Raw genomic sequence first — 22,437 nt, forward strand, 5'->3', positions numbered from 1 at the left:
GCACGAGGGGCCCGTGCCATGCGCACGGGCCCCTCGACCGATCCTCTGCTTCGGCTAGCCGCGCTTGCGGCGCACCGCCCAGGCCACCACGCCCGCGGTGACGACCGCACCGATCCCGGCCATCAGCAGCAGGGCCTCGGTGGAGATCCTGCCGCGTGCCTCGTAGGTGGTGACCACGTCGTCGTCGCCCTTGAGGCGGATACTGCCCTCCTCGGGCTCGACGAGGTGGCTCTCGACCCGGACGGCGCCGCCGACCACCAGGGCACGGGCCTCGTCCACCAGGCGGGTCCCGCGCTCCTTGGCCTTGGCGACCTGCCGGCGCGCGATGTTCGCGGGGCGGGCCTGCTCGCCGAGCTCGTCCAGGGTTCGCGCCAGCTGCCGCTGTTCGCGGTTGATCTCGGCCTCGACCTCCGCCGGTGTCTGGCGCGGTTCGGTGTCGCGTCCCGTCATGGGCAGCCTCTCTCCATCAGCGCATCGTGGTCTGGGAACCCGTGTCCGAGCCGGTGCCCCGGCCCTCATCCTCCGCGCCGTCGGACGGACCGGAGAACCTCAGCGCGCCGTCGATCCCGTCGACCACGCGGAAGAAGTCCCGCGTGGACAACCACAGTTTATAGATGATCGCGATCTCGAACGCGAGAAGCAAAACGCCCGCGACCGCGGCGATCCAGCCGACCAGCGACGGCATCGCGAAGATCGCCATCGCCAGCGGCGCGATCACGAACACCGCCATCTGGAACTCGATGCCGCCGACCAGGTGGGTACGGACCCGCCGGGCGCTCAACGCGCCCCAGAACCGCTGGTACCAGGGGAACCGGGTCCGGAACTCCTGGTGCAGGTCCACCTTCGGCAGCGTCAGGTCCGGCTGCTTGCCGGCCGTGCGGTGGTTGCGCGCCTCGCGCTCGTTCTGGCTGTGCAGGATCTGCTCCAACACGCCGATGCCGTGCCGCAGGACGGCCTGCTCGCCGCCGTCGCTCATCGGCCGGTCCCCGCCCTGGGGGTCGGGCTCCAGCATCGACAGCGTGGCGCGTGCGCGCTCCAGGGCGGCGGCCAGGTGCGAGCGCATCTCCCGGCGCAGCTTGTACACCTGCAACGCGTTCAGGTAGCGCAGCATGTCGACGAAGACCACGGCCAGCGCCAGCCACACGTAGACCACGGGCGCGGCGTCGGGGTTCTCCTCCTGGGCGAGCACGTACTGCCCGCCCATCAGAGCCACCGCGCACACCAGCACGCGGAAGCGGTCGGAGACGTAGTCCATCCACGCGCCGATGAGGGTCTCGGAGTCGGTGAGCCGCGCGAGCTTGCCGTCCACGCAGTCCACGACGAAGCACAGGAAGTAGAGCACGGCGCCCAGGGCGAGCGCCTGCCGGTAGCCCAACGCGAAGCAGACCGCCGCGCCCAGCCCGAGGAAGAGCGCGGCCACCGTGAGCTGGTTGGGCGTGACCGACGTCCGGTTCGCCACCACGCGCACGAGCCGGACCGCCATCGGGTCCACGAGATAGACCGTCCACCAGGAGTCGCGCTCCTTGAGGGTACGGGTCCTGACCTCGTCGAGTGTGAATCCAGGCATCGTCGCCAATACTCCCCAACGCGAAGCGGATGTGTTCCGGAAACCTGCTGCTGGAGGTCATCTGCAGCCAGAACATGAGTGCGGTCAACAATAGGTGATCAGAGGGCTGGTCACCGACCTCGTGAACCAACCGAACCGGAATCGCAACAGACCGCGAGCGCCCGCTCCCCCGGGATGGCTAGTGTGAGGACACACGATCCCGAGAGGAACGGAACACCACGTGAGCGACCCGATCCGCTTGGAAGCCGGAGATCCGGCACCGGACTTCACCCTCGACGACGCCGACGGCAAGCCCGTGACCCTCAGCCAGGTCCTGGCCGACACCGGTAAGCGCGTCGTGCTGTACTTCTACCCGGCGGCCATGACGCCCGGCTGCACCACGGAGGCCTGCGACTTCCGCGACAACCTCCGGGACTTCGACTCCGCCGGGCTCACCGTGCTGGGCGTGTCCCCGGACTCGAGCGACAAGCTCGCCAAGTTCCGGGACAAGGAGGGTCTGACCTTCACCCTGCTCGGTGACCCGGACAAGGAAACCCTGCGGGCCTACGGGGCCTTCGGTGAGAAGAAGAACTACGGCCGCGTCGTCCAGGGCGTCATCCGCTCCACCGTCATCGTCGGCACCGACGGCAGGGTCGAGCGGGCCTTCTACAACGTGAAGGCGACCGGCCACGTCGACCGCATCAAGCGGGAACTGGGAGTCTAGGCACCGGAGCCGGATCGTCTCGATCGCCGGTATGGTGGTCCCCGGCGGGGCCGTAGTCCAATTGGCAGGAGACGCCAGCTTTAGGTGCTGTACAGTGCGGGTTCGAGTCCCGCCGGCCCCACGTCGCACGGAGCGCGCGGACCCACCGGTCCGCGCGCTTCTGTGCTTTCTGGCGTCCTCGCAGGCTCGGACGCGCATTCGGGGCGCCGGAAGCCAGTGTTCTTCGTCGTCGACTTGCCTGGCTCGCAATCCCGCCCGTCGCCCGCCACCACCCTCAACGGACGCCTGCGGCGCGGTCCTTCCTGCGGCGGCCCCGTCTCCTCCTGCAGAACACTGGCGCGCCCCTCACTACTACCCCTGTGGTCACGCCACCTGAACGGCCCACCTTTCACCCCTTGAGGTCCCGTAGGACCGTGCCTTGGCCTTCAACCAACTGGGATACAGGTGGCACGCCCGTCGTGGGGGCGAGTTGAACGGTCCTGCACCCGGGGACCCCAAGGGGTTGGACGCGCACGCGTCATCCTGCGGCCCCCCGGTAGTTAAAGGTCAGCGGTCCCGCGCCCCGGGTCTCCCCAGGGGGTCTATCCGGGCCAAAGCAGGAAGGACCGCGCCGAAGGCGTCCGTTGAGGGTGGTGGCGGGCGACGGCGTGGGCACGAGGGAGTGCACCGGAAGGCGCGAAGGCCCCGGCGCCCCGAGCGCCCCTCAGCGGCCCATCAGGGCCCACAGCACGATGGCCAGCAGCACCAGGACCCCGAGGACCACGGCGGCCACCACCGGCAGTCGGCTGTGCTCGGCGTGCCGGCCGGAGTGGGTCAGGCCCAGCGTGTCCGTGGACTCGCGGATCGAGGTCATGATCGAGTTCATCGCCTCGGGGCTGTGCCGCAGCCGCTCGTTGAGCGACTCGGCCAGGACCCGGCCCCCGGCACGGAAGTGCTCCTTGGCCTGCTCCCGCGCGGACTCGTGGACCTCGCCCGCCTCGTCCTCGACGTCCTCGACGTCCTCGTCGGTGTCCACGCCCTTGCCCACGGGCCGGGGCGCGGCCGCGCCCGGGCGCGGCTCGGCGGGGGTCGCCTTGCCCTCGGCCGCGGTCTCGGGGCTGGTCTCGGGCGCCCACGGGGCCAGCGCGGCGATGCGCAGCATCTTGGTGGCGTTCTCCGCGGTCAGCCGCTCCCCCGGCTCCACCTTGAGCAGGCCGGCGAGCACCGGGGCCAGCGGACCGGCGTTGCCGGCCGCGGCCGGCTCGTCCAACTGCTCCTGGCGCAGGATCTTGATGTAGCCCTTGCGGTCGTAGGGCGGGTGGCCCTCCACCGCGGCGTACAGGGTGGCGCCCAGCGACCACAGGTCCGACTCCGGACCGACCGGACCGGCCTTGGCGCGCTCCGGCGGGATGTAGGCGGGCGATCCGATGATGCGGCCCGACTCGCTCAGCGCGGACTCGCCGTTCCAGGCGGCGAGCCCGAAGTCGGTGAGCACGACCCGCCCCTGCGGGCTGATCATGACGTTGTCGGGCTTGATGTCGCGGTGGACGATGCCCTCGGCGTGCGCGACCTTGAGGGCGTCGATGAGCTGGAGCCCGATCTCGGCCACCCGCTGGTAGGGCAGGGGGCTCACTCTGAGCAGCTCCTCCAGCGTGGAGGCCTCGACCAGCTCCATGACGATCCACGGCCGGTCGTCCTCGTCCACCACGTCCAGGACGGTGACCAGGCTGGGGTGGGTGAGGCGGCCGGCGACGCGGGCCTCCCGCGTGGTGCGCTGGAGCAGCCCCTCGCGCTCGGATCGGCTCAGGTCCGCGGGCAGCCGCAGCTCCTTGACCGCGACCTCGCGGTCGATGACCAGGTCGGTGGCGCGCCACACCGTGCCGACACCGCCCCGGGCGATCTCCGAGACGAGCTGGTAGCGCCCCTTCAACAGCCGGCCGTCAGCTCCGGAGCCGTCCATGGTGGCACCTTCCGGGCGTGCTGAGCCGGGCGACGCCTCGGGCCGCCGGGTGTGGGGGTTGTCTAGGGAGGACACGGTTATCCACGGGTCCATTCACCGGCCATGGTGGCCTCCTGCGGAGCATTGCGGTCGCTGTCACCACGTAGGTGCACGGATCACTCGTTATACCAGCAGGACGCCTGGTCCACGTTGGTAGTTGCCATAAGACTGGCACATAGGTTCGCTTTCGTTATGTCCGGCGAAACCCTGTGTATGCAGTGACTTGCCTCTCCCTTACCCTGCCTTGCCCACCTGGGGAAAGAAGGTCCGACCGCGGTGCCGTGCGGGCGCCCGGCCACAGCGCTCCGGGCGCCCGCACGTCCCCGGTCAGATCAGGGGGAGGTCCCGGTTCAGGTCCACAGGGACTCGGGGCTGCGGACCTCGACCGGGCCGGCGCCGACGTCGGCGAGCGGCTCGCGCAGGCGCTCGGCGTCGCCGACCACGACCACGACGGCCTCCTCGGGGTGCAGGTACTCCACCGCGGCGCTGTTGAGCTTGTCCTCGGTGAGCGCCTCGTACCCCGCGCGGTGGCGGTCCACGTGGTCGTCGGGCAGGTCGTGCACGACCATGTCGACCAGGGCGGAGGCCATGGCGCGCGCGGTGGAGTAGCTGACCGGCAGCCCCACCGTGTTGGACTCGCGCACCGAGACCAGCTCCTCGGTGGTGACGCCGGAGGAGCGCAGCTTGGCGATCTGCTCCAGGGACGCGGTGATCGAGTGCGCCGTGGTGTCCGCCTCCACCTGGGTGGTGGCGAAGAAGACCCCGCTGTCGCGGCGCAGGTCGAACCGCGAACCGGCGCCGTAGGTGTAGCCCAGGCGCTCGCGCAGCTCCATGTTGAGCCGGGAGGTGAACAGCCCGCCGAGCACCTCGCTGATGCCCTCGGCCCGGGGCAGGTCCACCTGCGACCGGGAGGGGGCGCGGTGCGCGATGACCAGCGCCGACTGCACCGAGCCGGGCCGGTCCACGATCAGCACGCGCGGCAGCTCCCCCGGCGGCGGCGCGGGCGCCTCGACCTCGCGCACCGGAGTGGCGGCGGCGTCGCCGAACACGGTCTTGCCCAGGTCCTCCAGGTCGACCCCGGTCAGGTCGCCGACCACGACCAGGGTCCCGGCCACGGAGGCGATCGAGTCGGCGTGGAAGGCGGCCACGGTCTCGGGTTCGACCTGGGCCAGCTTGACCGGTCCGCCGGCCAGCGGAGTGGCGTAGCGGCCCGTGAAGAGCTGTCCGCCCAGGCTGCGCATGGCCAGGGTGGAGGCGGAGGCCGCCTCCAGCCAGAACCGCTCCAGGAGCTGGTCGCGGCGGCGGACGATGTCGTCGGCGGTGAGCGCCGGACGGCGCACGGCGTCGGCGAACAGGCGCACGGCCTCGCCCAGGCGGTTGGCCGGGGCGTCGAGGCCGGTGATGAACCCGTCCCAGTTGACCCGCGAGACCCACTCGGCGCCGTGGCGCTCCAGGGCGGGCGCCAGCGAGCTGTTGCCGTCGGGGCCGTCCTCCAGCACCTCGCTGGTCAGGGAGCCGACGCCCATGGCGTCCAGCGGCTCGACGGCGCCGCCGTAGGGGTGGACCAGGCGCAGCGACGCGAGGCGCTGCCCGGGCACGTCGATGGCGACGACGGTGCCGCCTCCGACGGTGATCCGTTGGGGCTTGGGAAAGGTGTAGGACGCTGGAGTACCGATGTCGGGTCGGAGCATGCTCTGTGGCTCTTTCTGCGGCTTGCGGTGACGCGGTGACAGGGCCAAGGGGTGGCGGGGCGCGGCGGCCCCGCCGGTACGGCCTAGGGCGCCGGTGCCGGTGCGGCCTCGGCCGTCTCGGCGTCGGCCGTCTCGGGGTCGAAGCGGACGACGAGCAGGTTGTCGTCGACCAGCAGGCGCTCCGCCGCGGCGCGCACCTCCTCCGCGGTGATGTCGCTCCAGCGCTCGGGCCAGGTGTAGGCGAGCTCGGGGTCGTCGAACAGCTGGGTGCAGGAGCCGATGGAGTCGGCCAGCCCGGAGGGGCTGGAGATGGACTGCAGGTGGTCGCGCTCCAGGACGGCGCGCGCCCGGTCGAGCTCGTCCTCGGTGATGCCCGCGGCGAGCTTGGCCAGCTCCTCGCGCATGGCCTCCTCCAGCGCGTCGCCGCTGACGCCGTCACGGGCGAGCATGTTCACCAGCAGGAGGCTGTCGGTGTAGCGGAACGGCAGGATGTCGGCCGAGCCGCCGCCGTCGTCGGCGGCGATGGGGCGGTCGACCACCAGGGAGCGGTACAGGCGGCTGCCCTGCCCCTGCCCCAGCACGGCCGAGGCCAGGTGCATCACGTCGAACCCGCGGCTGCCGTAGGCGCCGACGCGGTAGCCCAGGAACACCCCGGCGGCGGGCACGTTCTCGGTGACGGCGTCGCGCACGGGGCCGCCCAGCGGCTGCGGCAGCGAGGCGTCGGGGGCCTCGGGGACGAAGTCGCGGGCCGGGAGGTGGCCGAAGTACTTCTCCACACGCGCCAGCACGTCCTCGGGGTCGAGGTCGCTGACCACGGTGAGCACGCAGTTGTCCGGCCCGTAGTGGGCCTTGTGGAACGACTTGACGTAGTCCAGGTCGGCGTCGTCCAGGTCGGCCATGGAGCCGATCGTGGGGTGGTGGTAGGGGTGGCCCTCGGGGTAGGCCAGGCCCAGGATGCGCTCCAGGGCGGTGCCGTAGGGCTGGTTGTCGTAGCGCTGGCGGCGCTCGTTCTTGACGACGTCGCGCTGGTTGTCCAGCACCTCCTGCGTCATGCCGTCGCGCAGGGTCTCCAGGCGGTCGGCCTCCAGCCACAGGACGCGGTCCAGGGCGTGCTCGGGGACCGTCTCGTAGTAGTTCGTGCGGTCGGTGGAGGTGGAGGCGTTGATGTCGCCGCCCAGCCGCTCGACCTCCTCGAAGTGCTCGCCCTTGGCGACGTTGCCGCTGCCCTGGAACATCAGGTGCTCGAACAGGTGCGCGAAGCCGGTACGCCCAGGTACCTCGTGGCGGGAGCCGACGCCGTACCACAGGTTCACGGCGGCGACCTGGCCGGTGGAGGCCGGTGCGGTCACCAGACGCAATCCGTTGTCGAGCGTGTACTGACCTACCCGTCCCGCTGCTCCGATGGTCGTCACCAGTGCTGCACCCCGATTCCGCGCCGTAGCTGAACTGCCGTCGTCACCGCCGACTGCCGTGTGACGCCTACGACCCTACGGCCTCACCGGAGCATCGGGACACCCGAACGGTGAATCGGACACCGTTCGCCCGTAAGGTCCACGAAGCGGGACCGCCGGCCTCAGTCCTGGTATCCGGTGGTGTCCATCGAGGCGGCGATCTGGTCGTAGACCGCGTCGTACTGGGCGTCGGCCGACCACACGTACAGCAGGACGTCGCTGATGGGCAGGAACCACATGCGCACCTCGAACGCGTCGTCGTTGACACACGTCACGTTCCACAGGGTGTGGTTGGACTTCAGCCCGTCGGCGTGCTCGAACAGGTCCTGGTAGGTGATGGTCGCCGAGTCGACGCCGATGTCACCGGAGGCGGCCGTGTTGAGGCTGCGGCACCGGTCGGTCTCGGCCGCCCAGCCGTCGTCGTCGTGGAAGGCGTCGTCCCGGTTCGGCCAGTCCTGCGGGTGGCCCTCCGCGGCGTGGGGGGTGAGGTGGACCGAACCGTAGGCGCACGCGGGCTGCCCCGGCGGCGTCATGCACAGCGACCCGCCCTCGTTGCTCGTCTCCCAGTCGTCGGGCACGTCGATCGTGACGCCCTCGACCTCGGTGTTGGTGAACCCCTCGGGGCCGGGGCGTTCGAGCGCGGGCATGACCCCGCTCTCGCCGCGTTCGAGTTCGGCCCCTCCGGCCTCGGAGGCACCCGAGCAGGCGCCCAGCGCCAGCACCGCGACGACCGCCGCCGCCCCCGCGCCGACGCGTACGCCGTGCGCTCGGAGCCACCGCCCCTGGACGTGCCCGTCCGTCGTGCCAGCCATGCCTCGTCCCTCTCAGCCGTGCCGGTGCTCGAACCACAATGACCTTAGGGCATCGGGGGCCGGAACGCGCCTGGCGAGGCCCGCTCCCGCGGGCCGTGCGGCGGATCCGCGCCCCTCCGCCACCGCTCGGGACGCTCGTGCGGTTCGGACGGCGGAGTGTGGACACCGGCTACTAGTCTGGGCCCATGGTCGACCTCTCGAAGATCACGGAACCCTTGTCCCTCGCCCGGTTCGGGCCGCGTCCCCAAGGGCCGCTGGTACTCGAACTGGACCTGACCGAAGGGGTCGCCGACGAAGCCGCGCCCGACCCGGTCAGCCAGATCATGAACCGGCGCCGGCAGCACTACCTCGACGTCGTCGAGGGGATCCGCCGCGGCGCCCGGGACGCCGACGTGGCCGCCCTGATCGTGCGGGTCGACGCGCGTTCGCTCGGATTCGCCAAGGTCCAGGAGCTGCGCGACGCCGTCGCCGACTTCCGCGCCACCGGCAAGCCCGCCGTCGCCTGGGCCGACTCCTTCGGCGAGGCCGGCGCCGGGAACCTGCCCTACTACCTCGCGTGCGCCTTCCCCCGCGTGGTCATGGCGCCCACCGGCGTCCTGGGGCTGACCGGCCTGATCATGCGCAGCACCTTCGTCAAGGGCGCCGTGGACAAGCTCGGCGTGACCTTCGAGGTCGGCAAGCGCCACGAGTACAAGAACGCCGCCAACGGCGTGACCGAGACCGGCTTCACCGACGCCCACCGCGAGGCCAGCGACCGGCTCGTCACGTCCCTGGGCGACCAGATCGTCGAAGGTGTGGCCCAGGGCCGCGACCTCACCGACGCCAGGGTCCGCGAGCTGGTCTCCAGCGGCCCCCTGCTCGCCGGCGAGGCGCTGGAGGCCGGGCTCCTGGACGGGCTGGCCTACCGCGACGAGGTCTACGCCGAACTGCTGCAGCAGGTGCGCCACCGGCACCCCAAGGCCCCCGCCCCGGAACTGCGCTTCGTCACGCGCCACCACCGCAAGCACACCCCCGTCCCCCGGCCGCACCTGGGCGGCGGACCCGGCTACATCGCGCTGATCAGCGCCAACGGGGCGATCACCCTGGGCCGCTCCCGCCGTTCGCCACTGGGCGGCGGCACCGTCATGGGCTCGGACACCGTCGCCGCGGCCTTCCGCGCCGCACGCCGCGACCCCCAGGTCAAGGCCGTGGTGTTCCGGGTCGACAGCCGGGGCGGCTCGGCCACCGCCTCCGACGCCATCCGCCGCGAGTCCGCGCTGACCAGCGAACAGGGCATCCCGGTGATCTCCGCGATGGGCGACTTCGCCGCCTCGGGCGGCTACTACGTGACCCTGGGCTCGGACGCCGTCGTCGCCCAGCCCGGCACGGTGACCGGCTCGATCGGCGTCATCCTGGCCAAGCCGGTGTTCGGCGCCCTCATGGAGCGGTTCGGCGTGACCACCGACTCGGTGAGCACCGGCGAGCACGCCGGGATGTTCGACACCGCCCGCCCCTTCAGCGAGTCCGAGTGGGAGCGGGTCAACGCGCTGCTGGACGAGATCTACGAGGACTTCGTCGCCAAGGTCGCGCGCTCGCGCGGGATGACCCGCGACCAGGTGCACGAGGTGGCCCGGGGCCGGGTGTGGACCGGTCAGGACGCCAAGGAGCGCGGTCTGGTCGACGAACTCGGCGGGCTGGAGACGGCCGTGCGCCTGGCGCGGGAGAAGGCGGGCGCCGGCGCGCTGCCCCTGCGCGCCTTCCCCCGCCCGAACCCGCTGGACCGGTTCCGGCCGCACGAGTCGAGTGAGGACCTGGCCGCGGCGCAGCCGCAGAGCGCCCTGGGGGCCTGGAGCGCCTGGGGGCCGCTGGAGCACGCCGCGCGCGCCCTGGGCCTGCCCGCGGGGGGCGCGCTGACACTGGCGGGCGACTGGGAGATCCGTTGACCGGCGCCTACCTGGACGCGATGGCGAAGCTGGCGACCGGCGTCGCCGTGGTCACGGTCGCCGACGGCCGCGACGACATCGGCGCCACGGTGAGCGCGTTCTCCTCGGTGTCGGCGGATCCGCCCGTGGTCTCGATCGGCCTGGCCGCCGACGGCTACATGGCCGAGGTCATCGAGGAGGTCGGCGCGTTCGCCGTGAGCGTGCTGGGCGCCGGCCAGCGCGTGCTGGCCGGCCGGTTCTCCGCCGAGGGCCGCCCGAGCGCCCGGCTGCTGGTGACGGGGGTCCCCCACCACCGGGGCGAGCGCACACGCGCGCTGGTGCTGGACGAGGCCCTGTCCGCGCTGGAGTGCTCGGTGCGTCAGCGCGTGGAGGTGGGCGACCACGTCGTCTTCTTCGCCGACGTGGCGGGCCTTCCCGGGGTCAGGGGGACGGGCCCGTCACTCGTGCGCTGGTCGGGCCGCTACCACACGGTGGACTGACCGGCCGTTCGAGCGCCGACGGAGGGGGCGGGGCCGCCGGGATCAGGCCAGGCCCTCCTCCTCCAGCCACTCCTGGGCGACGTCGGCGGCGTTCTCGTTCTGCACGACCACACGCTCGTTCAGCGCGGTGAGCGCCTCGGTGGTCAGGGCGGCCGAGACGTCGTTGAGCGCGCCCCGGGCGGTCTCGTCGACCTGCTCGGAGTTGATCAGCGGCGTGATGTTCTGCGCCCCGAAGAGGTTCTCCGGGTCCTCCAGCACCACGAAGTCCTCCACCGCGATCTGCGGGTCGGTCGTGAACAGGTTCGCGGCCTGGATGTCACCGTCCAGCAGCGCCTGGGTCAACAGGGCGACCTCCAGCGAGCGGAACTCCTGGAACTCGATCCCGTAGACCTCCTCCAGACCCACCACGCCCTGGTGGCGGGTCTCGAACTCCGGCGGCCCGCCCAGCACCAGCTCGTCGGCGGCCCCGGCCAGGTCCGCGAGCGTGGCCAGGTCGTGCTCCTCGGCGACCTCGCTGGTGACCGTCACCGAGTCCTTGTTCTCGGCGCTGGAGGAGTCCAGGATCTCCAGGGAGTCCGGCAGCGCCTCCGCCACCAGCGCGTTGGTCTCCTCGCTGCTGCCCGTGGGCGCCTCCTCGTCGAGGTAGGCCAGCGTCGCCCCGTTGTACTCGGGGAAGACCGACAGGTTGCCCGACTCGATCTGTGAGTAGTAGACCTCGCGGCTGCCGATGTTGAGCTGGTAGTCGACCTCGACGCCCTGCGCCTCCATCGCGCGGCCGTAGATCTCGGCGAGCAGGGTGCTCTCGGGGAAGTCCGCGGAGCCGATGACGACGGTGCCGGCGTCACCACCGCCCTCCCCGCCTCCGCCGGACTCCTCCTCGTAGGGATCGCTTCCACCGCACGCGCTCAGCATCAGCGCCAGGGGAAGCCCGACGAGCGCGATCCTCTTGTGCATGTCCAAACCTCTCTCTCGGGACCGTCGCGGCCCTCGGGGGCCGGGATCGGCTCGGCTAGCGGGCCGACGCGGCCTCGGCACGCAGTCCGGGAGCGACCAGCACGCGGCGCAACCCGGCGAACAGGAGTGTGGTGGCCACGGCCAGCAGCACCACGAGGATCGAACCGCCCAGCATCATCGACAGGTCCTGGCGGGCCTGGCCGTCGACGATGTAGCGGCCCAGCCCGCCCACGCCCACGTAGGCGGCGATGGTGGCGGTCGCCACCACCTGCACGGCGGCGGTGCGCATGCCGATGAGGACCAGCGGCGTGGCCACGGGCAGTTCCAGCTTGAACAGGACCTCGCGGCCGCGCATCCCCATCCCCAGCGCCGCGTCCTTGAGCCGGGGCTCGACACCGCGCACGCCCTCGTGGGTGTTGACCAGGATCGGCGGGACAGCGAGCGCCACCAGCGCGCACAGGACCGGGACGAGCCCGATCCCGGCCAGCAGGACGATGAGGAAGAGCACGCCGATGGTCGGCAGCGCCCGGGCGAAGTTGGCCAGGCTCGTGGTGAGGAAGCCGCCCACGCCGGTGTGCCCGGTCAGCAGCCCCAGGGGCACGGCGATCGCGGTCGCCACCAGCAGCGCCAGCACGGAGTAGTACACGTGCTCGGCCAGGCGCGCGGGGATGCCCGTCGCGCCCGTCCACTGGGCGGGGTCGGTGAACCACTGCTGGACGCCGCACAGGACGCCGGTGTCGATCGCGCACAGGAGGTCCATGGCTACCTCTCCCCCGCGGTGGTGGTGAGGTCGGCGGCCACGGCCGCGTCCTCGGCGGGCACCGCCGCCGCGGCGCGGCGCCGGTTCGCGCGGATCCCCCGGCCGCCGCCCGACCCGCGGTCGCGGCGGGCCCATGGCGTGAGCAGGCGCTGGGCGAGCACGAGCACGGTGTCGGTCACCAGGGCCAGCAGTACCGTCAGGACGATGCCCACGACGATGGGCGCGTCGAACTGGCGGCGGAAGCCCTCACTGAGGATGAGCTGTCCCAGCCCGCCCAGGCCGATCAGCGACGCGACGCTGACCATGCTGATGGTGGCCACCGACGCCACCCGCAGCCCGGCGATGATCACCGGCACCGCCACGGGCATCTCCACGAACACCAGGCGGCGCAGCGGGCCGAAGCCCATCGCCACGGCCGCCTGGCGCACGTGCTCGGGCACCTGGCGCAGACCGTCGACCACGTTGGGCAGCAGGATCACCAGGGTGTACACGGTCAGCGGCACGACCGCCGTCCAGTCGCTGAAGCCGGTGTAGGGCAGCATCAGGAAGAACAGCGCGATGGAGGGCACCGCGTACAGGACGTTCACGCCGGTCAGGACCGGCGGGTACAGGCGCTTCCAGCGGGCGCACGCCAGGCCGAGCGGCAGGGCCACGAGCAGGCCCAGCACGATGGGCACGTAGGCCAGGCGCATGTGCTCGAGCAGGCGGGGCAGGATGCCGCGGCCGGGTTCGCCGGGGTAGCTCCAGTTGGCCACACCCCAGTCGACGACGCCGACGGCCCAGTCCCACGCCGCGTTCACTCGGACACCGACCAGATCGCCGCGCCCAGGTCCTCCTGCGACACGAAGCCCACCACGCACCCGTCCTCGTCCACGCCGACCGCGCGCCCCGCCGGGGAGAGCACGGCGGCGTCCAGGGCGGCGCGCAGGGAGTCGGTGGCGACGTTGAAGGTGTGGCCGTAGGGCGCCAGGTCCAGGCCGCCGAGCACGACCCCGTCCGGCGCCTCGGACAGCTGCCGGTCGCCCACCCATCCCAGGGGCGTGCGGTCGCGCGCCACGACCAGGGCCCAGGGCACACCGGACGCCTCCAGCGCCGTGCGGGCCCGCTCGACCCGGTCCTCCTCCTCGAAGACGCCGGAGTCGTCCAGCATCAGCTCGCGCGCGGGGAAGAAGGACAGCCGGCGCACGCCGCGGTCGTAGCCGATGAAGGACTCCACGAAGCCGTCCACGGGAGCGGCGAGCAGCCGTTCGGGGGCGTCGTACTGGGCCAGCACGCCGCCCGGCCGGAACACGGCGATGCGGTCGCCCAGGCGCACGGCCTCGTCGATGTCGTGCGTGACGAAGACGATGGTCTTGCGCAGCTCCTTCTGCAGGCGCAGGAGTTCGTCCTGCAGGCTGGCGCGCACGACCGGGTCGACCGCGCTGAATGGCTCGTCCATGAGCAGCACGGGCGGGTCGGCGGCCAGGGCGCGGGCCACGCCCACGCGCTGCTGCTGCCCACCGGAGAGCTGGTGGGGGTAGCGGCGGCCCTGGGAGGGTTCCAGGCCGACCAGATCCATGAGTTCGGCGGCGCGGGCCCGGGCCCTGCTCCGCCGCCAGCCGAGCAGGAGGGGCACGGTGGCGATGTTGTCCAGGACGGTGCGGTGCGGGAAGAGGCCGGCCTGCTGGATGACGTAGCCGATGGAGCGCCGCAGGACCGCCGGGTCCTGGCCGCGGATGTCCTCGCCATCGATGCGCACGGTGCCGCTGGTGGGCTCGACCATGCGGTTGATCATCCGCAGGGAGGTGGTCTTACCGCTGCCGGAGGGGCCCACGAAGACCGTGGTCCGCCCCGTCTCGACGGTCAGGTCCAGGCCGTCGACGGCGACCGTGCCGTCGGGGTAGTGCTTGGCCGCGCCCTCGAACGTGATCATCGGGGTCGTCTCCATTCGGGGCAGGGGTGCGGGAGGTCCGCCTCAGTGGGCGGTGCGCCCGCAGAGTCGCACGTTACCCACGCTTAGGGGGATCAAACGGTCGACACGCCGCTCGGCACGCGAAAGGCGGACAGGTGTTCGCACGCCCGCGGGCAGGGCCGGCTCAGCGCTGCTCGGCGATCCAGGAGGTGAGCTGGTGCAGGTCGTCCAGGACGGCGTCGGCGCGCCCGGCGTCGGGGTCGGCGGCGTGCCGGTAGCCGTACAGGCCCCGCCGCAGCAGGACCGTGCGCATTCCGGCGCGGCCGGCGGGCAGGACGTCGTTGTCGACGCGGTCCCCGACGTAGAGGACCTCCTCGGCGGTGAGTCCGGGCCGCGACCGCCTGGCCAGTTCGAGGGTCCGGTCGAAGAAGGCGGGGTGGGGTTTGGCCACGCCCCAGTCGTCGGAGATGCCGATACCGTCCACGCCCAGCCCCATCGCGGCCAGGACCGGGCCGGCCTCGGGCGGCTGGTTGCCGGCGATCACCAGGGAGAGCCCGGACTCGCGCATGGCCTTGAACGCGGGCCGCACGTCGGGATAGAGGTCGCGCTCACCGAAGTGCTCGCGCTCGCCGTCGGGGTCCTCGGCCCGCCAGCGCTCGCTCTCGACCGCCAGGTCGAATCCGGGCACGAGCAGGCGGAAGCCGTCGGTCAGGGTCCCGCCGGAGGCGATGACACCGCCGATGGTGCCGAAGAACGCCATGTGCGGGATGCCGAACCGGTCGGCCCAGCGCGCGAAGATCCGTGTCTCGTCGACCAGGGTCTCGCCGACGTCGAACACCACAGTACGAATTGCCACAGTCGCAGAGTCTAGGCCCTCTTCCTCCCCCTTCTCCGCGCGAGGTGGCGCCACGGCACGAACCCGGCGGCGCCGTGGGGTGGCGCCAGGGGTGCTCTTCGGCGGAAACCGACGAGCCGCGGAACACGCCCTAGCCGCGCTCGGGCGGGCGCAGGACGGCGAAGGCGTCGGTGACCTCCAACCCCCGTACACGGAAGCGGAACAGCGCGGCGGGACGACCGCCCGAGCGGCCCGAGGGCACCGAGCGGCCGGTCTCCTCGATCTGGCCGCGACGCAGCAGCACCCGGCGCAGGTTCGTGGCCGCCACGTCGTGCCCGAGCGCGGCGCGGTAGTAGCCCGACAGCTCCGACATCGTGAACTCCGGCGGCGCCAGCGCGAACCCGACGTTGGTGTAGCTCAGCTTGGAACGCAACCGCTGGCGACCCGAGCGCACGATGGAGGCGTGGTCGAAGGCCATCGGCGGCAGGTCGGCGGCCGCGTGCCAGCCGGTGTCGGCCGGCACGACCGGATCGATGTGGGCGGGCGCGAGCCCGAGGTAGGCGGTGGCCAGCGTGCGCCGCAGCGGATGCCGGTCGGGGTCGCTGCGCGTCTCCAACTGTTCCAGGTGAGACAGATCACGCACGTCGACCTTCTGGGCGAGCTGGCGGCGGATCGAGGCTCCCAGGCTCTCGTCCGGCCCGAGCCGCCCGCCGGGCAGCGCCCACTCCCCCTCGCACGGGGGCAGGGCCCTGCGCCACAGCAGAACGCACAGCTCACCGCCCCGGATCTGCAGCACCACCGCGAGCGCCTCGTGGGCGGACAGCGCCGCCGTGTCCCCGGCCGTGGTCCGGACCGGACCCGCCGCTTGTCCGTTTGCTTCCGGGATATCCACCCTGTCCCTTCCGTTCCCCGTCATGTTATTCTTCATCAGGTTTGTGCCTGACAGACGAAAACCTGCTCAGCTGCACAGACCAGCCACGGCACGGCGCCAGCGCGACGTGCCCACAGCCTCGAGGAAGTAGTAGGACATGGCACCGGTCACCGCTACTGCGGACACCATGACCAGGCAGGAATGGGCCACAGAGGTCCGTCGCCTGGCCGACGAGCGCGACGCTGTCATCCTCGCGCACAACTACATGCGCCCGGAAATCCAGAACGTGGCCCACCACACCGGCGACTCCCTCGCGCTGTCCCGCCTCGCCGCGACCGTCGACGCCGGCACCATTGTCTTCTGTGGCGTGCACTTCATGGCCGAGACCGCGAAGATCCTCGCTCCGGAGAAGACCATCCTGCTGCCCGACCCCGACGCAGGGTGCTCGCTGGCCGACACCATCACCGCCGAGGACGTGCGCGCCTGGAAGGCCGAGCACCCCGGCGCGGTCGTGGTCGCCTACGTCAACACCACCGCGGCGGTCAAGGCCGAGACCGACATCTGCTGCACCTCCTCCAACGCCGCCGACGTCATCCGCTCCATCCCCGAGGACCGCGAGATCCTCTTCCTGCCGGACCAGTTCCTGGGCGCCCACGTCAAGCGCGTCACCGGCCGGGACAACATCCACATCTGGATGGGCGAGTGCCACGTCCACGCCGGCATCGACGGGCACACCCTGCGCGAGCGCGTGGCCGCCGAGCCCGACGCGGAGGTCTACGTCCACCCCGAGTGCGGCTGCGCCACCTCCGCCCTCTACCTCGTGGGCAGCGGCGCCGTCCCCGAGGACCGCGTCAAGGTCCTCTCCACCGGCGGCATGCTCACCGCGGCGGAGAACACCACGGCCTCCAAGGTCCTCATCGCGACCGAGACCGGCATGCTGCACCAGCTGCGCAACGTCAACTCCACCACGACCTTCGAAGCGGTCAACTCGCGCGCCGAGTGCCACTACATGAAGATGATCAACGCCGACAACCTGCTCGGCGCGCTGCGCCACGGCACGACCGAGATCACGGTCGACGAGGCCACCGCCGAGCGCGCGCGCCGCTCGGTCGAGCGCATGATCGCGATCGGTTCGCCCTCCCGGGGCGGCGAGTAGGAACGCACGACCGGCCTGGTCAACCCGGTTCGCGGGGGCGAACCGGGGACCGTCCGCGCAGAGCTCGGGTTACAGATGGCTTACCTTCAAGCCACAGCTCGCCATTTCACCCACACGGCGGGTCTCCCCCCGCTACCTTCACGGAAGAAAGCGGGGGGAGAAACGTGACCAGAGTCAACGAAACCGGCGAACCGGCGAAAGCCGAAGCGCTCTACGACGCGTTCGCGCCCGCGCTGTACCGCTACGCCTGGTCGCTGCTGGGCGGCGGCACCGACCCCGGGCGCGCCATCGCCTCGGCGACCGCTCCCCACGCCGATCCCGCCCCCGGGGACGACGACGCGGACCCGGTGGCCGAGGCCGTCCACGACGCCCTCGTCGCGAGCGTGGTCCTGGACGGCGAACGCACCGACCCCGCCGACCTCGGACCCTGGCTCTACGCCCTGACCCGTTCGGCCTGCCAGCGGCGCGGCTTCGCGCACACCTGCCCCTACACCCGTCTGGCCACCGTGCCCGCCGAGGCACCGGTCGCCCGGATGTTCTCCCGCCTGCCCGCCAGCCACCGCGAACTCGTCGAGCTCAACCTGCGCCACGCCCTGCCCACCGGGGCCGTCGCCCGCGTGCTGGGCCTGGACGACCAGATCTGCGGCGAGCTGTCCCGCTCGGCGATCCGCCGCGCCGCCGAGGGCCTGGAGGGCATCGACCCGCACGAGCGGCCCCTCGCCCTGGGCGAGGAGGACCCCGCCACCACCGGGTGGCGCACCAAGGTCCACCAGGTCTCCTCCGCCCTGGCCCTGCTGCGCCCGCCCGGGCCGCCGCCGGCGCTGCGCGCCCTGGTCGTGCGCACCAGCACCGACCCCGCACTGGCCGAGGAACGCGAGCGGATCGCCGCGGCCATGCACCCGCTCACCAGCGACGGCTACCCGCTGCACCGGTCGCGCCTGCACAGACCGACCGAGGAGGAGCCCGCGGCGCCCGCGGAGACCGCGGCCGAACCCCCGCCGCGCGCCCTGCCCGGGGACCGCCTCACCACCCGCGACCACCCCGTGCGCACCGAACCCGTCACCCGGCTCGCCGGCCCCGGGCACGACGCCGAAGCGGAGGAGACGACCCGCCGCCGCTGGCCGCTCCCGGCCGTCTCCGGCGTGACCACGGTCGTCGTGGCGGTCGCCCTGTGGTCGTGGGCCAGCGCCGTGGGCGGACCCACCGCCGTGATCGGTACCGGTCCCGCCGACGCCCGGCAGAGCCCGTCGGCGGAGGTGGAGGCGGTCTCGACCGCCTCGGACGGCAGACCGGCCGCGGGCCCGACCGACCAGGTCACCCAGGCGCCCGGCACGGCCGCGGTCCAGGACACGGCGGAGCAGGAGCCCGACGCCGGCGCGACGGAACCGCCGGAGGACGCGCCCGACGCACCCGAGCGGGACCGCGAGGAGGGCGGGGCGAGGGAACCGGCCGAGCCCGAGGAACCGAGCGAGGGCCCGTCGGTGGAGCCGCCCGAGCCGGACGAGGACGACGGAGACGACGACGAGACGCCCGACGAGGGCCCGCGCGGCGGGCTGCTGTCCGGGCTGTGGGATCTCATCGCCGGCGGCTGAGGGTGGGAACGGGCCCGCTGGGCGGACCCGCCGTCAGAAGGAGGCGAGCAGGCGTTCGGCGGCCACGTGCAGCCGGCGCTCCACCTCGTCGATGTCACGGCGGCCCTTGAGGATCTCCACGAGCTCGAAGATCCACACGCTGGTCAGTGAGCTCACCAGCACGTACCCGGTGCTGTCGCGGTCGGCTCCGGCCACGGTGAGGGCCGTGCCGGGCGCCTCGTCGTCCTCCTGGCCGTCGGTCCCGGCGCCCTCCAGGGCACCGGTGGCCACCCGCCAGACGAGGTCGGAGATCCGTACGTCGAGCTCCATCTTGACCTCGGCCATGATGAGCGAGCGCACGAGCGCGTCGGCGAGTTCGGGCTCGCGCATCAAACCCCGGGTGGCGCGCAGGAAGACGTCGACGGCGCGGCCGGCCGGGGTGTCGGCGGTGGGCGGGCGCCGGACGATCCCGCCCTCCAACAGGTCCAGCTCCTCGGTGACCACGGCCACGACGAGGTCCATCTTGGAGGGGAAGTACCGGTAGAGGGTGCCCAGGGCGACCCCGGCACGCTCGGCGACCGAGCGCATCTGCATGGCCTCCACACCCCCGCGCACGGCGAGTGCCGCCGCCGTCTGGACGATGCGCTTGCGGCGCTGGGTCTGGGTTCGCGACATCGCCCCACTCGATGCGTGCCTCGATGCGTGCACCGCCACAGGTTCTCTCCCCTTCGTCGTCGCCCCGGGCTCCGCCAATCCGACCCGGACGATCCACCAGCTGTCGCGGCCGACTCCCGGAGGAACACCAGCCTGATGAGAACACGTTATCTAACGCATTCCCTCCCGCGCAGCGGTTGGAACCCATGACGCGTGCCTCATCGCCCGACGTAGTAGTAACAATACGAGGCTTCGACCCAGGGTTTCGGGTCACCCGAGAGGGCTTTGTAGAATATGTTCTAATTGCACGGGATCAGGTGACTTGCCCACCCGTCGCCCACCGTCGCCCACCGTCGCCCACCATCGCCCGCAGCGTGCTCCGCACGGGGTGCGGGCCACCACCTCGACCGACGCCTCCGGCACCCCGGTACCCCGGTACCCGCGCCGCGAAGGGCGCCCACCTAGTATCGAACCAGATTCGGTTTCTAGCGGAGAGGGCGCCCCCGGATGCCTGACGTTCCCCCGGTCGAGGACATCGGCGACGGCGTGTGGAGCCTGCCGGTCCCCATCCCCCACAACCCCCTGGGCTTCACCTACGTCTACCTGCTCACCGGACCCCAGGGCCCCGTGCTCATCGACACCGGTTGGAACCACGACGAGTCCTGGGACGCCCTCGTCGACGGCGTCAAGCAGACCGGCCACTCCGTGGACCAGATCCGCGGAGCCGTCCTCACCCACTTCCACCCCGACCACACCGGGCTCATCGGACGGCTGCGCGAGCACTCCGACGCCTGGACCGCCATGCACCCGGCCGACATCGCCGTCACCGAGCGCCTGGCCGCGGCGAGCGCGGCCGAGCGCGCCGACGCCATCGCCGACCAGCTCCTGCGCGCCGGCTTCCCCGCCGAGGACCTCGACGCCTTCCGCGCCGACCCCCACGTCCTCGCCCCGCCCGCCGTGCCCGACCTCGTCCTGGCCGACGGCGCCGCCGTCGACCTGCCGGGACGCGACCTGCGCGCCGTGTGGACCCCGGGCCACACCCCCGGCCACCTGTGCCTGCACCTGCCCGACGGCGGGCTCCTCTTCACCGGCGACCACGTCCTGCCGCGCATCACCCCCCACGTGGGCCAGTTCCCCCTCCACTCCCCCGACGGCGACCCCCTGGGCGACTTCCTGCGGTCCCAGGAACGCGTGCGCCGCCTCCCCGACGCCGACCGCCTGCTGTGCCTTCCCTCACACGAGACCCGCTTCCGCGGCACCGCCGCGCGCGCGGCCGAGATCACCACCCACCACGAGGAGCGCCTCGACCAGATCGCCGCGCTGCTCGGCGCGGGCCCCGCGACCCTGTGGGAACTCACCTCCCGGCTGCCCTGGCGGCGGTCCTGGGCCGCCATGCGCATGCTGGCCCGGCACATGGCCGCCTCCGAGACCGCCGCCCACCTGCGCACGCTGGAGGAGCGCGGGCGCGCCGTCCGCACCGGCACGGACGCCTCACCCGCGCCCGTGCCACGCTGGGTCGCCGTTCCCTCGCCCGGGCGCCCCGCATAGGATCCGAGTACCGACCAGCCCGGCGCCGACCCGGACATGACTGCCGAGTAACATATGGGGCGCCCACGCCTGTTCAACGGCGAACACGCGCACTCGCGCCGGCGGTGACGACCACCCTGCCGACGCCCCCGCGACGCGCGGCGGCGACCGGGCCCGCGACCCAACGAAGAGGTGGACTCTTGACCCAGTCGGGCCACAGCACGGGGCCGACCCCCCGGCCTGCCGACGACCGCCCCCTGCGCGTCGCCCTGCTCTCCTATCGCAGCAAGGAGCACTGTGGCGGCCAGGGCGTCTACATCCGCCACCTCTCCCGGGAACTGGCCGCCCTCGGCCACCAGGTCACCGTCTTCTCCGGCCAGCCCTACCCCGTCCTGGACGAGGGCGTGGCCCTGGAGAAGGTCCCCTCCCTGGACCTCTACAACGACATCGACCCCTTCACCACCCCGCCGCTGCGCGAGTGGCGCGACTGGATCGACGTGCTGGAGGTCGCCACCATGTGGACCGCCGGCTTCCCCGAACCCCTGACCTTCTCCCTGCGCGCCAACCGCGCGCTGCGCCGGCGCCTGGACGACTTCGACGTCGTCCACGACAACCAGACCCTGGGCTGGGGCCTGCTCGGCATCAGGGCCGTCGGCCTGCCGCTGGTCACCACCATCCACCACCCCATCAGCGTGGACCGCCGCATCGAACTCGACGAGGCCCGCGGACTGCAGAAGCTGTCCAAGCGCCGCTGGTACGGGTTCGTGTCCATGCAGGCCAAGGTCGCCCGCAGACTCGACCCGATCCTGGTCCCCTCCCGCTCCTCCGCCGACGACATCGCCCGCGAGTTCGGCGTCGACGCCGCCACCATGGAGGTCACGCCGCTCGGCGTCGACACCCGCTACTTCCACCCGCGCCCCGAGGTCGAACGCGTCCCCGGCCGCATCGTGTGCACCGCCAGCGCCGACAGCCCCCTCAAAGGCGTGGGGACACTGCTGCGCGCCGCCGCCGCTCTGGCCGCCGAACGCGAGGTCTCCCTCACGATCGTCAGCCGCCCCAAACCGGGCGGGCCCACCGACCGCCTCGTGGACGAACTGGGCCTGCGCGAGCGCGTCGAGTTCGTCAGCGGCATCGACGACACCGCCCTGGCCACCCTCATCGCCTCCGCCCAGGTCGCGGTCGTCCCCTCCTTCTACGAGGGCTTCTCCCTGCCTGCCGTGGAGGCGATGGCCTGCGCGACCCCGCTGGTCGCCAGCCACGCCGGAGCCCTGCCCGAGGTCGTCGGCACCGACGGAGACGCCGGACGCCTGGTCCCCCCGGGCGACCCGGACGTCCTGGCCGGCGCGATCGGCGCGCTCCTGGACGACGACCAGGAGCGCACCCGCATGGGCGCCGCCGCCTGGCGCCGCGTCCAGGAACGCTTCACCTGGAGCGCCGTCGCCGAGCTGACCGCCCAGCGCTACGCCTCCACCATCGACGCCGTCACGGGCCGCCGCCCCGCCGGCGGCGACACCCCGCCCGCCTCCGTGCGGGCCCGCGCGAACGGCGCCTGACCCCGGCGGGCCGCGCAGCACGACCCGCACCATCCACGAGGAGCCTCCACTGATCACCGTCG

General features: G+C 72.4%; 20 protein-coding genes and 1 tRNA gene. 8 read left to right on the forward strand and 13 right to left on the reverse strand.

Annotated elements, in window-relative coordinates; translation table 11 throughout:
• Positions 1 to 54: 54 nt before the first annotated feature.
• Positions 55 to 450 carry a DUF3618 domain-containing protein gene (locus DFP74_RS30980; protein WP_121187281.1) on the reverse strand — a complete coding sequence of 132 codons (396 nt, stop codon included), beginning with the start codon at positions 448 to 450 and terminating at the stop codon, positions 55 to 57.
• Between the two features lie 16 nt (positions 451 to 466).
• Positions 467 to 1,567 (reverse strand): CDP-alcohol phosphatidyltransferase family protein, encoded by a 1,101-nt coding sequence (locus DFP74_RS30985; protein ID WP_121187284.1) that lies wholly within the window; start codon positions 1,565 to 1,567, stop codon positions 467 to 469.
• A gap of 220 nt (positions 1,568 to 1,787) precedes the next feature.
• On the opposite strand from DFP74_RS30985, the gene bcp reads away from it, so the two are divergent.
• On the forward strand, positions 1,788 to 2,270 hold the full coding sequence (gene bcp, locus DFP74_RS30990; RefSeq protein WP_121187286.1) for a thioredoxin-dependent thiol peroxidase: 483 nt from the start codon (positions 1,788 to 1,790) through the stop codon (positions 2,268 to 2,270).
• A gap of 46 nt (positions 2,271 to 2,316) precedes the next feature.
• A tRNA-Leu gene (locus DFP74_RS30995) sits at positions 2,317 to 2,391 on the forward strand.
• A gap of 582 nt (positions 2,392 to 2,973) precedes the next feature.
• On the opposite strand, the gene DFP74_RS31000 is transcribed toward DFP74_RS30995, so the two are convergent.
• From DFP74_RS31000 to DFP74_RS31015, 4 genes are all read right to left on the reverse strand, one after another.
• A complete protein-coding gene (locus DFP74_RS31000) occupies positions 2,974 to 4,209 on the reverse strand; it encodes a serine/threonine-protein kinase (RefSeq protein WP_121187288.1) in 1,236 nt (411 codons plus the stop codon).
• Positions 4,210 to 4,598: 389 nt separating this feature from the next.
• Entirely contained in the window at positions 4,599 to 5,939 is a 1,341-nt protein-coding gene (locus DFP74_RS31005) for a pitrilysin family protein (RefSeq protein ID WP_121187290.1), read from the reverse strand.
• An 83-nt stretch (positions 5,940 to 6,022) separates the two neighbouring features.
• Positions 6,023 to 7,351, reverse strand: coding sequence for a pitrilysin family protein (locus DFP74_RS31010; RefSeq protein ID WP_121187292.1), 1,329 nt, complete (start codon positions 7,349 to 7,351; stop codon positions 6,023 to 6,025).
• A 161-nt stretch (positions 7,352 to 7,512) separates the two neighbouring features.
• Positions 7,513 to 8,202: a hypothetical protein gene (locus DFP74_RS31015; protein ID WP_121187294.1), complete on the reverse strand. Its 690-nt coding sequence runs from the start codon at positions 8,200 to 8,202 to the stop codon at positions 7,513 to 7,515.
• Between the two features lie 185 nt (positions 8,203 to 8,387).
• Between DFP74_RS31015 and sppA the strand changes: the two genes are divergently transcribed.
• Both sppA and DFP74_RS31025 read left to right on the forward strand, forming a co-directional pair.
• Complete coding sequence (sppA, locus tag DFP74_RS31020) at positions 8,388 to 10,124, forward strand: signal peptide peptidase SppA (protein ID WP_121187296.1); 1,737 nt, start codon at positions 8,388 to 8,390, stop codon at positions 10,122 to 10,124.
• 20 nt (positions 10,125 to 10,144) lie between these two features.
• The gene (locus DFP74_RS31025; RefSeq protein WP_121188632.1) at positions 10,145 to 10,603 is read left to right on the forward strand and encodes a flavin reductase family protein; all 459 of its coding nucleotides are present in this window, start codon (positions 10,145 to 10,147) and stop codon (positions 10,601 to 10,603) included.
• Between the two features lie 42 nt (positions 10,604 to 10,645).
• Here the strand turns inward: DFP74_RS31025 and DFP74_RS31030 are convergent, their stop codons facing one another.
• The 6 genes from DFP74_RS31030 to DFP74_RS31055 form a co-directional block, all read right to left on the reverse strand.
• Positions 10,646 to 11,557 (reverse strand): ABC transporter substrate-binding protein, encoded by a 912-nt coding sequence (locus DFP74_RS31030; RefSeq protein WP_121187298.1) that lies wholly within the window; start codon positions 11,555 to 11,557, stop codon positions 10,646 to 10,648.
• A 55-nt stretch (positions 11,558 to 11,612) separates the two neighbouring features.
• Complete coding sequence (locus DFP74_RS31035; RefSeq protein WP_121187300.1) at positions 11,613 to 12,317, reverse strand: ABC transporter permease; 705 nt, start codon at positions 12,315 to 12,317, stop codon at positions 11,613 to 11,615.
• Positions 12,318 to 12,319: 2 nt separating this feature from the next.
• On the reverse strand, positions 12,320 to 13,117 hold the full coding sequence (locus tag DFP74_RS31040; protein ID WP_121187302.1) for an ABC transporter permease: 798 nt from the start codon (positions 13,115 to 13,117) through the stop codon (positions 12,320 to 12,322).
• Entirely contained in the window at positions 13,114 to 14,229 is a 1,116-nt protein-coding gene (locus DFP74_RS31045; protein ID WP_121187304.1) for an ABC transporter ATP-binding protein, read from the reverse strand. The genes DFP74_RS31040 and DFP74_RS31045 overlap by 4 nt, the downstream gene beginning before the upstream one ends.
• 163 nt (positions 14,230 to 14,392) lie before the next feature.
• The gene (locus tag DFP74_RS31050; protein ID WP_233571244.1) at positions 14,393 to 15,064 is read right to left on the reverse strand and encodes an HAD family hydrolase; all 672 of its coding nucleotides are present in this window, start codon (positions 15,062 to 15,064) and stop codon (positions 14,393 to 14,395) included.
• Positions 15,065 to 15,194: 130 nt separating this feature from the next.
• Positions 15,195 to 15,935 (reverse strand): NUDIX hydrolase, encoded by a 741-nt coding sequence (locus DFP74_RS31055; RefSeq protein WP_121187308.1) that lies wholly within the window; start codon positions 15,933 to 15,935, stop codon positions 15,195 to 15,197.
• Between the two features lie 136 nt (positions 15,936 to 16,071).
• Between DFP74_RS31055 and nadA the strand changes: the two genes are divergently transcribed.
• Together nadA and DFP74_RS31065 are read left to right on the forward strand one after the other, a co-directional pair.
• On the forward strand, positions 16,072 to 17,070 hold the full coding sequence (gene nadA, locus DFP74_RS31060) for a quinolinate synthase NadA (protein WP_121187311.1): 999 nt from the start codon (positions 16,072 to 16,074) through the stop codon (positions 17,068 to 17,070).
• Positions 17,071 to 17,234: 164 nt separating this feature from the next.
• Positions 17,235 to 18,662 (forward strand): RNA polymerase sigma factor, encoded by a 1,428-nt coding sequence (locus DFP74_RS31065; RefSeq protein ID WP_121187313.1) that lies wholly within the window; start codon positions 17,235 to 17,237, stop codon positions 18,660 to 18,662.
• 33 nt (positions 18,663 to 18,695) lie between these two features.
• Here DFP74_RS31065 and DFP74_RS31070 read toward each other — a convergent pair whose 3' ends face one another.
• Positions 18,696 to 19,316 (reverse strand): TetR family transcriptional regulator, encoded by a 621-nt coding sequence (locus DFP74_RS31070; protein ID WP_121187315.1) that lies wholly within the window; start codon positions 19,314 to 19,316, stop codon positions 18,696 to 18,698.
• Positions 19,317 to 19,802: 486 nt separating this feature from the next.
• Between DFP74_RS31070 and DFP74_RS31075 the strand changes: the two genes are divergently transcribed.
• The gene (locus DFP74_RS31075) at positions 19,803 to 20,843 is read left to right on the forward strand and encodes an MBL fold metallo-hydrolase (RefSeq protein WP_121187317.1); all 1,041 of its coding nucleotides are present in this window, start codon (positions 19,803 to 19,805) and stop codon (positions 20,841 to 20,843) included.
• A 179-nt stretch (positions 20,844 to 21,022) separates the two neighbouring features.
• Positions 21,023 to 22,375, forward strand: coding sequence for a glycosyltransferase family 4 protein (locus tag DFP74_RS31080; RefSeq protein WP_121187320.1), 1,353 nt, complete (start codon positions 21,023 to 21,025; stop codon positions 22,373 to 22,375).
• Positions 22,376 to 22,437 lie beyond the last annotated feature (62 nt).

The organism is Nocardiopsis sp. Huas11 (genome assembly GCF_003634495.1).
Taxonomy (GTDB): domain Bacteria; phylum Actinomycetota; class Actinomycetes; order Streptosporangiales; family Streptosporangiaceae; genus Nocardiopsis.

What these genes read in the sequence shown, in the direction of transcription:
- DFP74_RS31035 (WP_121187300.1), bottom strand. Translation starts at nt 12,317, where the DNA reads ATGGACCTCCTGTGCGCGATCGACACCGGCGTCCTGTGCGGCGTCCAG.
- DFP74_RS30985 (WP_121187284.1), bottom strand. Translation starts at nt 1,567, where the DNA reads ATGCCTGGATTCACACTCGACGAGGTCAGGACCCGTACCCTCAAGGAG.
- nadA (WP_121187311.1), top strand. Translation starts at nt 16,072, where the DNA reads ATGGCACCGGTCACCGCTACTGCGGACACCATGACCAGGCAGGAATGG.
- DFP74_RS31025 (WP_121188632.1), top strand. Translation starts at nt 10,145, where the DNA reads ATGGCGAAGCTGGCGACCGGCGTCGCCGTGGTCACGGTCGCCGACGGC.
- DFP74_RS31045 (WP_121187304.1), bottom strand. Translation starts at nt 14,229, where the DNA reads ATGATCACGTTCGAGGGCGCGGCCAAGCACTACCCCGACGGCACGGTC.
- DFP74_RS30980 (WP_121187281.1), bottom strand. Translation starts at nt 450, where the DNA reads ATGACGGGACGCGACACCGAACCGCGCCAGACACCGGCGGAGGTCGAG.
- DFP74_RS31075 (WP_121187317.1), top strand. Translation starts at nt 19,803, where the DNA reads ATGCCTGACGTTCCCCCGGTCGAGGACATCGGCGACGGCGTGTGGAGC.
- sppA (WP_121187296.1), top strand. Translation starts at nt 8,388, where the DNA reads ATGGTCGACCTCTCGAAGATCACGGAACCCTTGTCCCTCGCCCGGTTC.
- DFP74_RS31000 (WP_121187288.1), bottom strand. Translation starts at nt 4,209, where the DNA reads ATGGACGGCTCCGGAGCTGACGGCCGGCTGTTGAAGGGGCGCTACCAG.
- DFP74_RS31005 (WP_121187290.1), bottom strand. Translation starts at nt 5,939, where the DNA reads ATGCTCCGACCCGACATCGGTACTCCAGCGTCCTACACCTTTCCCAAG.
- DFP74_RS31070 (WP_121187315.1), bottom strand. Translation starts at nt 19,316, where the DNA reads ATGTCGCGAACCCAGACCCAGCGCCGCAAGCGCATCGTCCAGACGGCG.
- DFP74_RS31030 (WP_121187298.1), bottom strand. Translation starts at nt 11,557, where the DNA reads ATGCACAAGAGGATCGCGCTCGTCGGGCTTCCCCTGGCGCTGATGCTG.
- DFP74_RS31015 (WP_121187294.1), bottom strand. Translation starts at nt 8,202, where the DNA reads ATGGCTGGCACGACGGACGGGCACGTCCAGGGGCGGTGGCTCCGAGCG.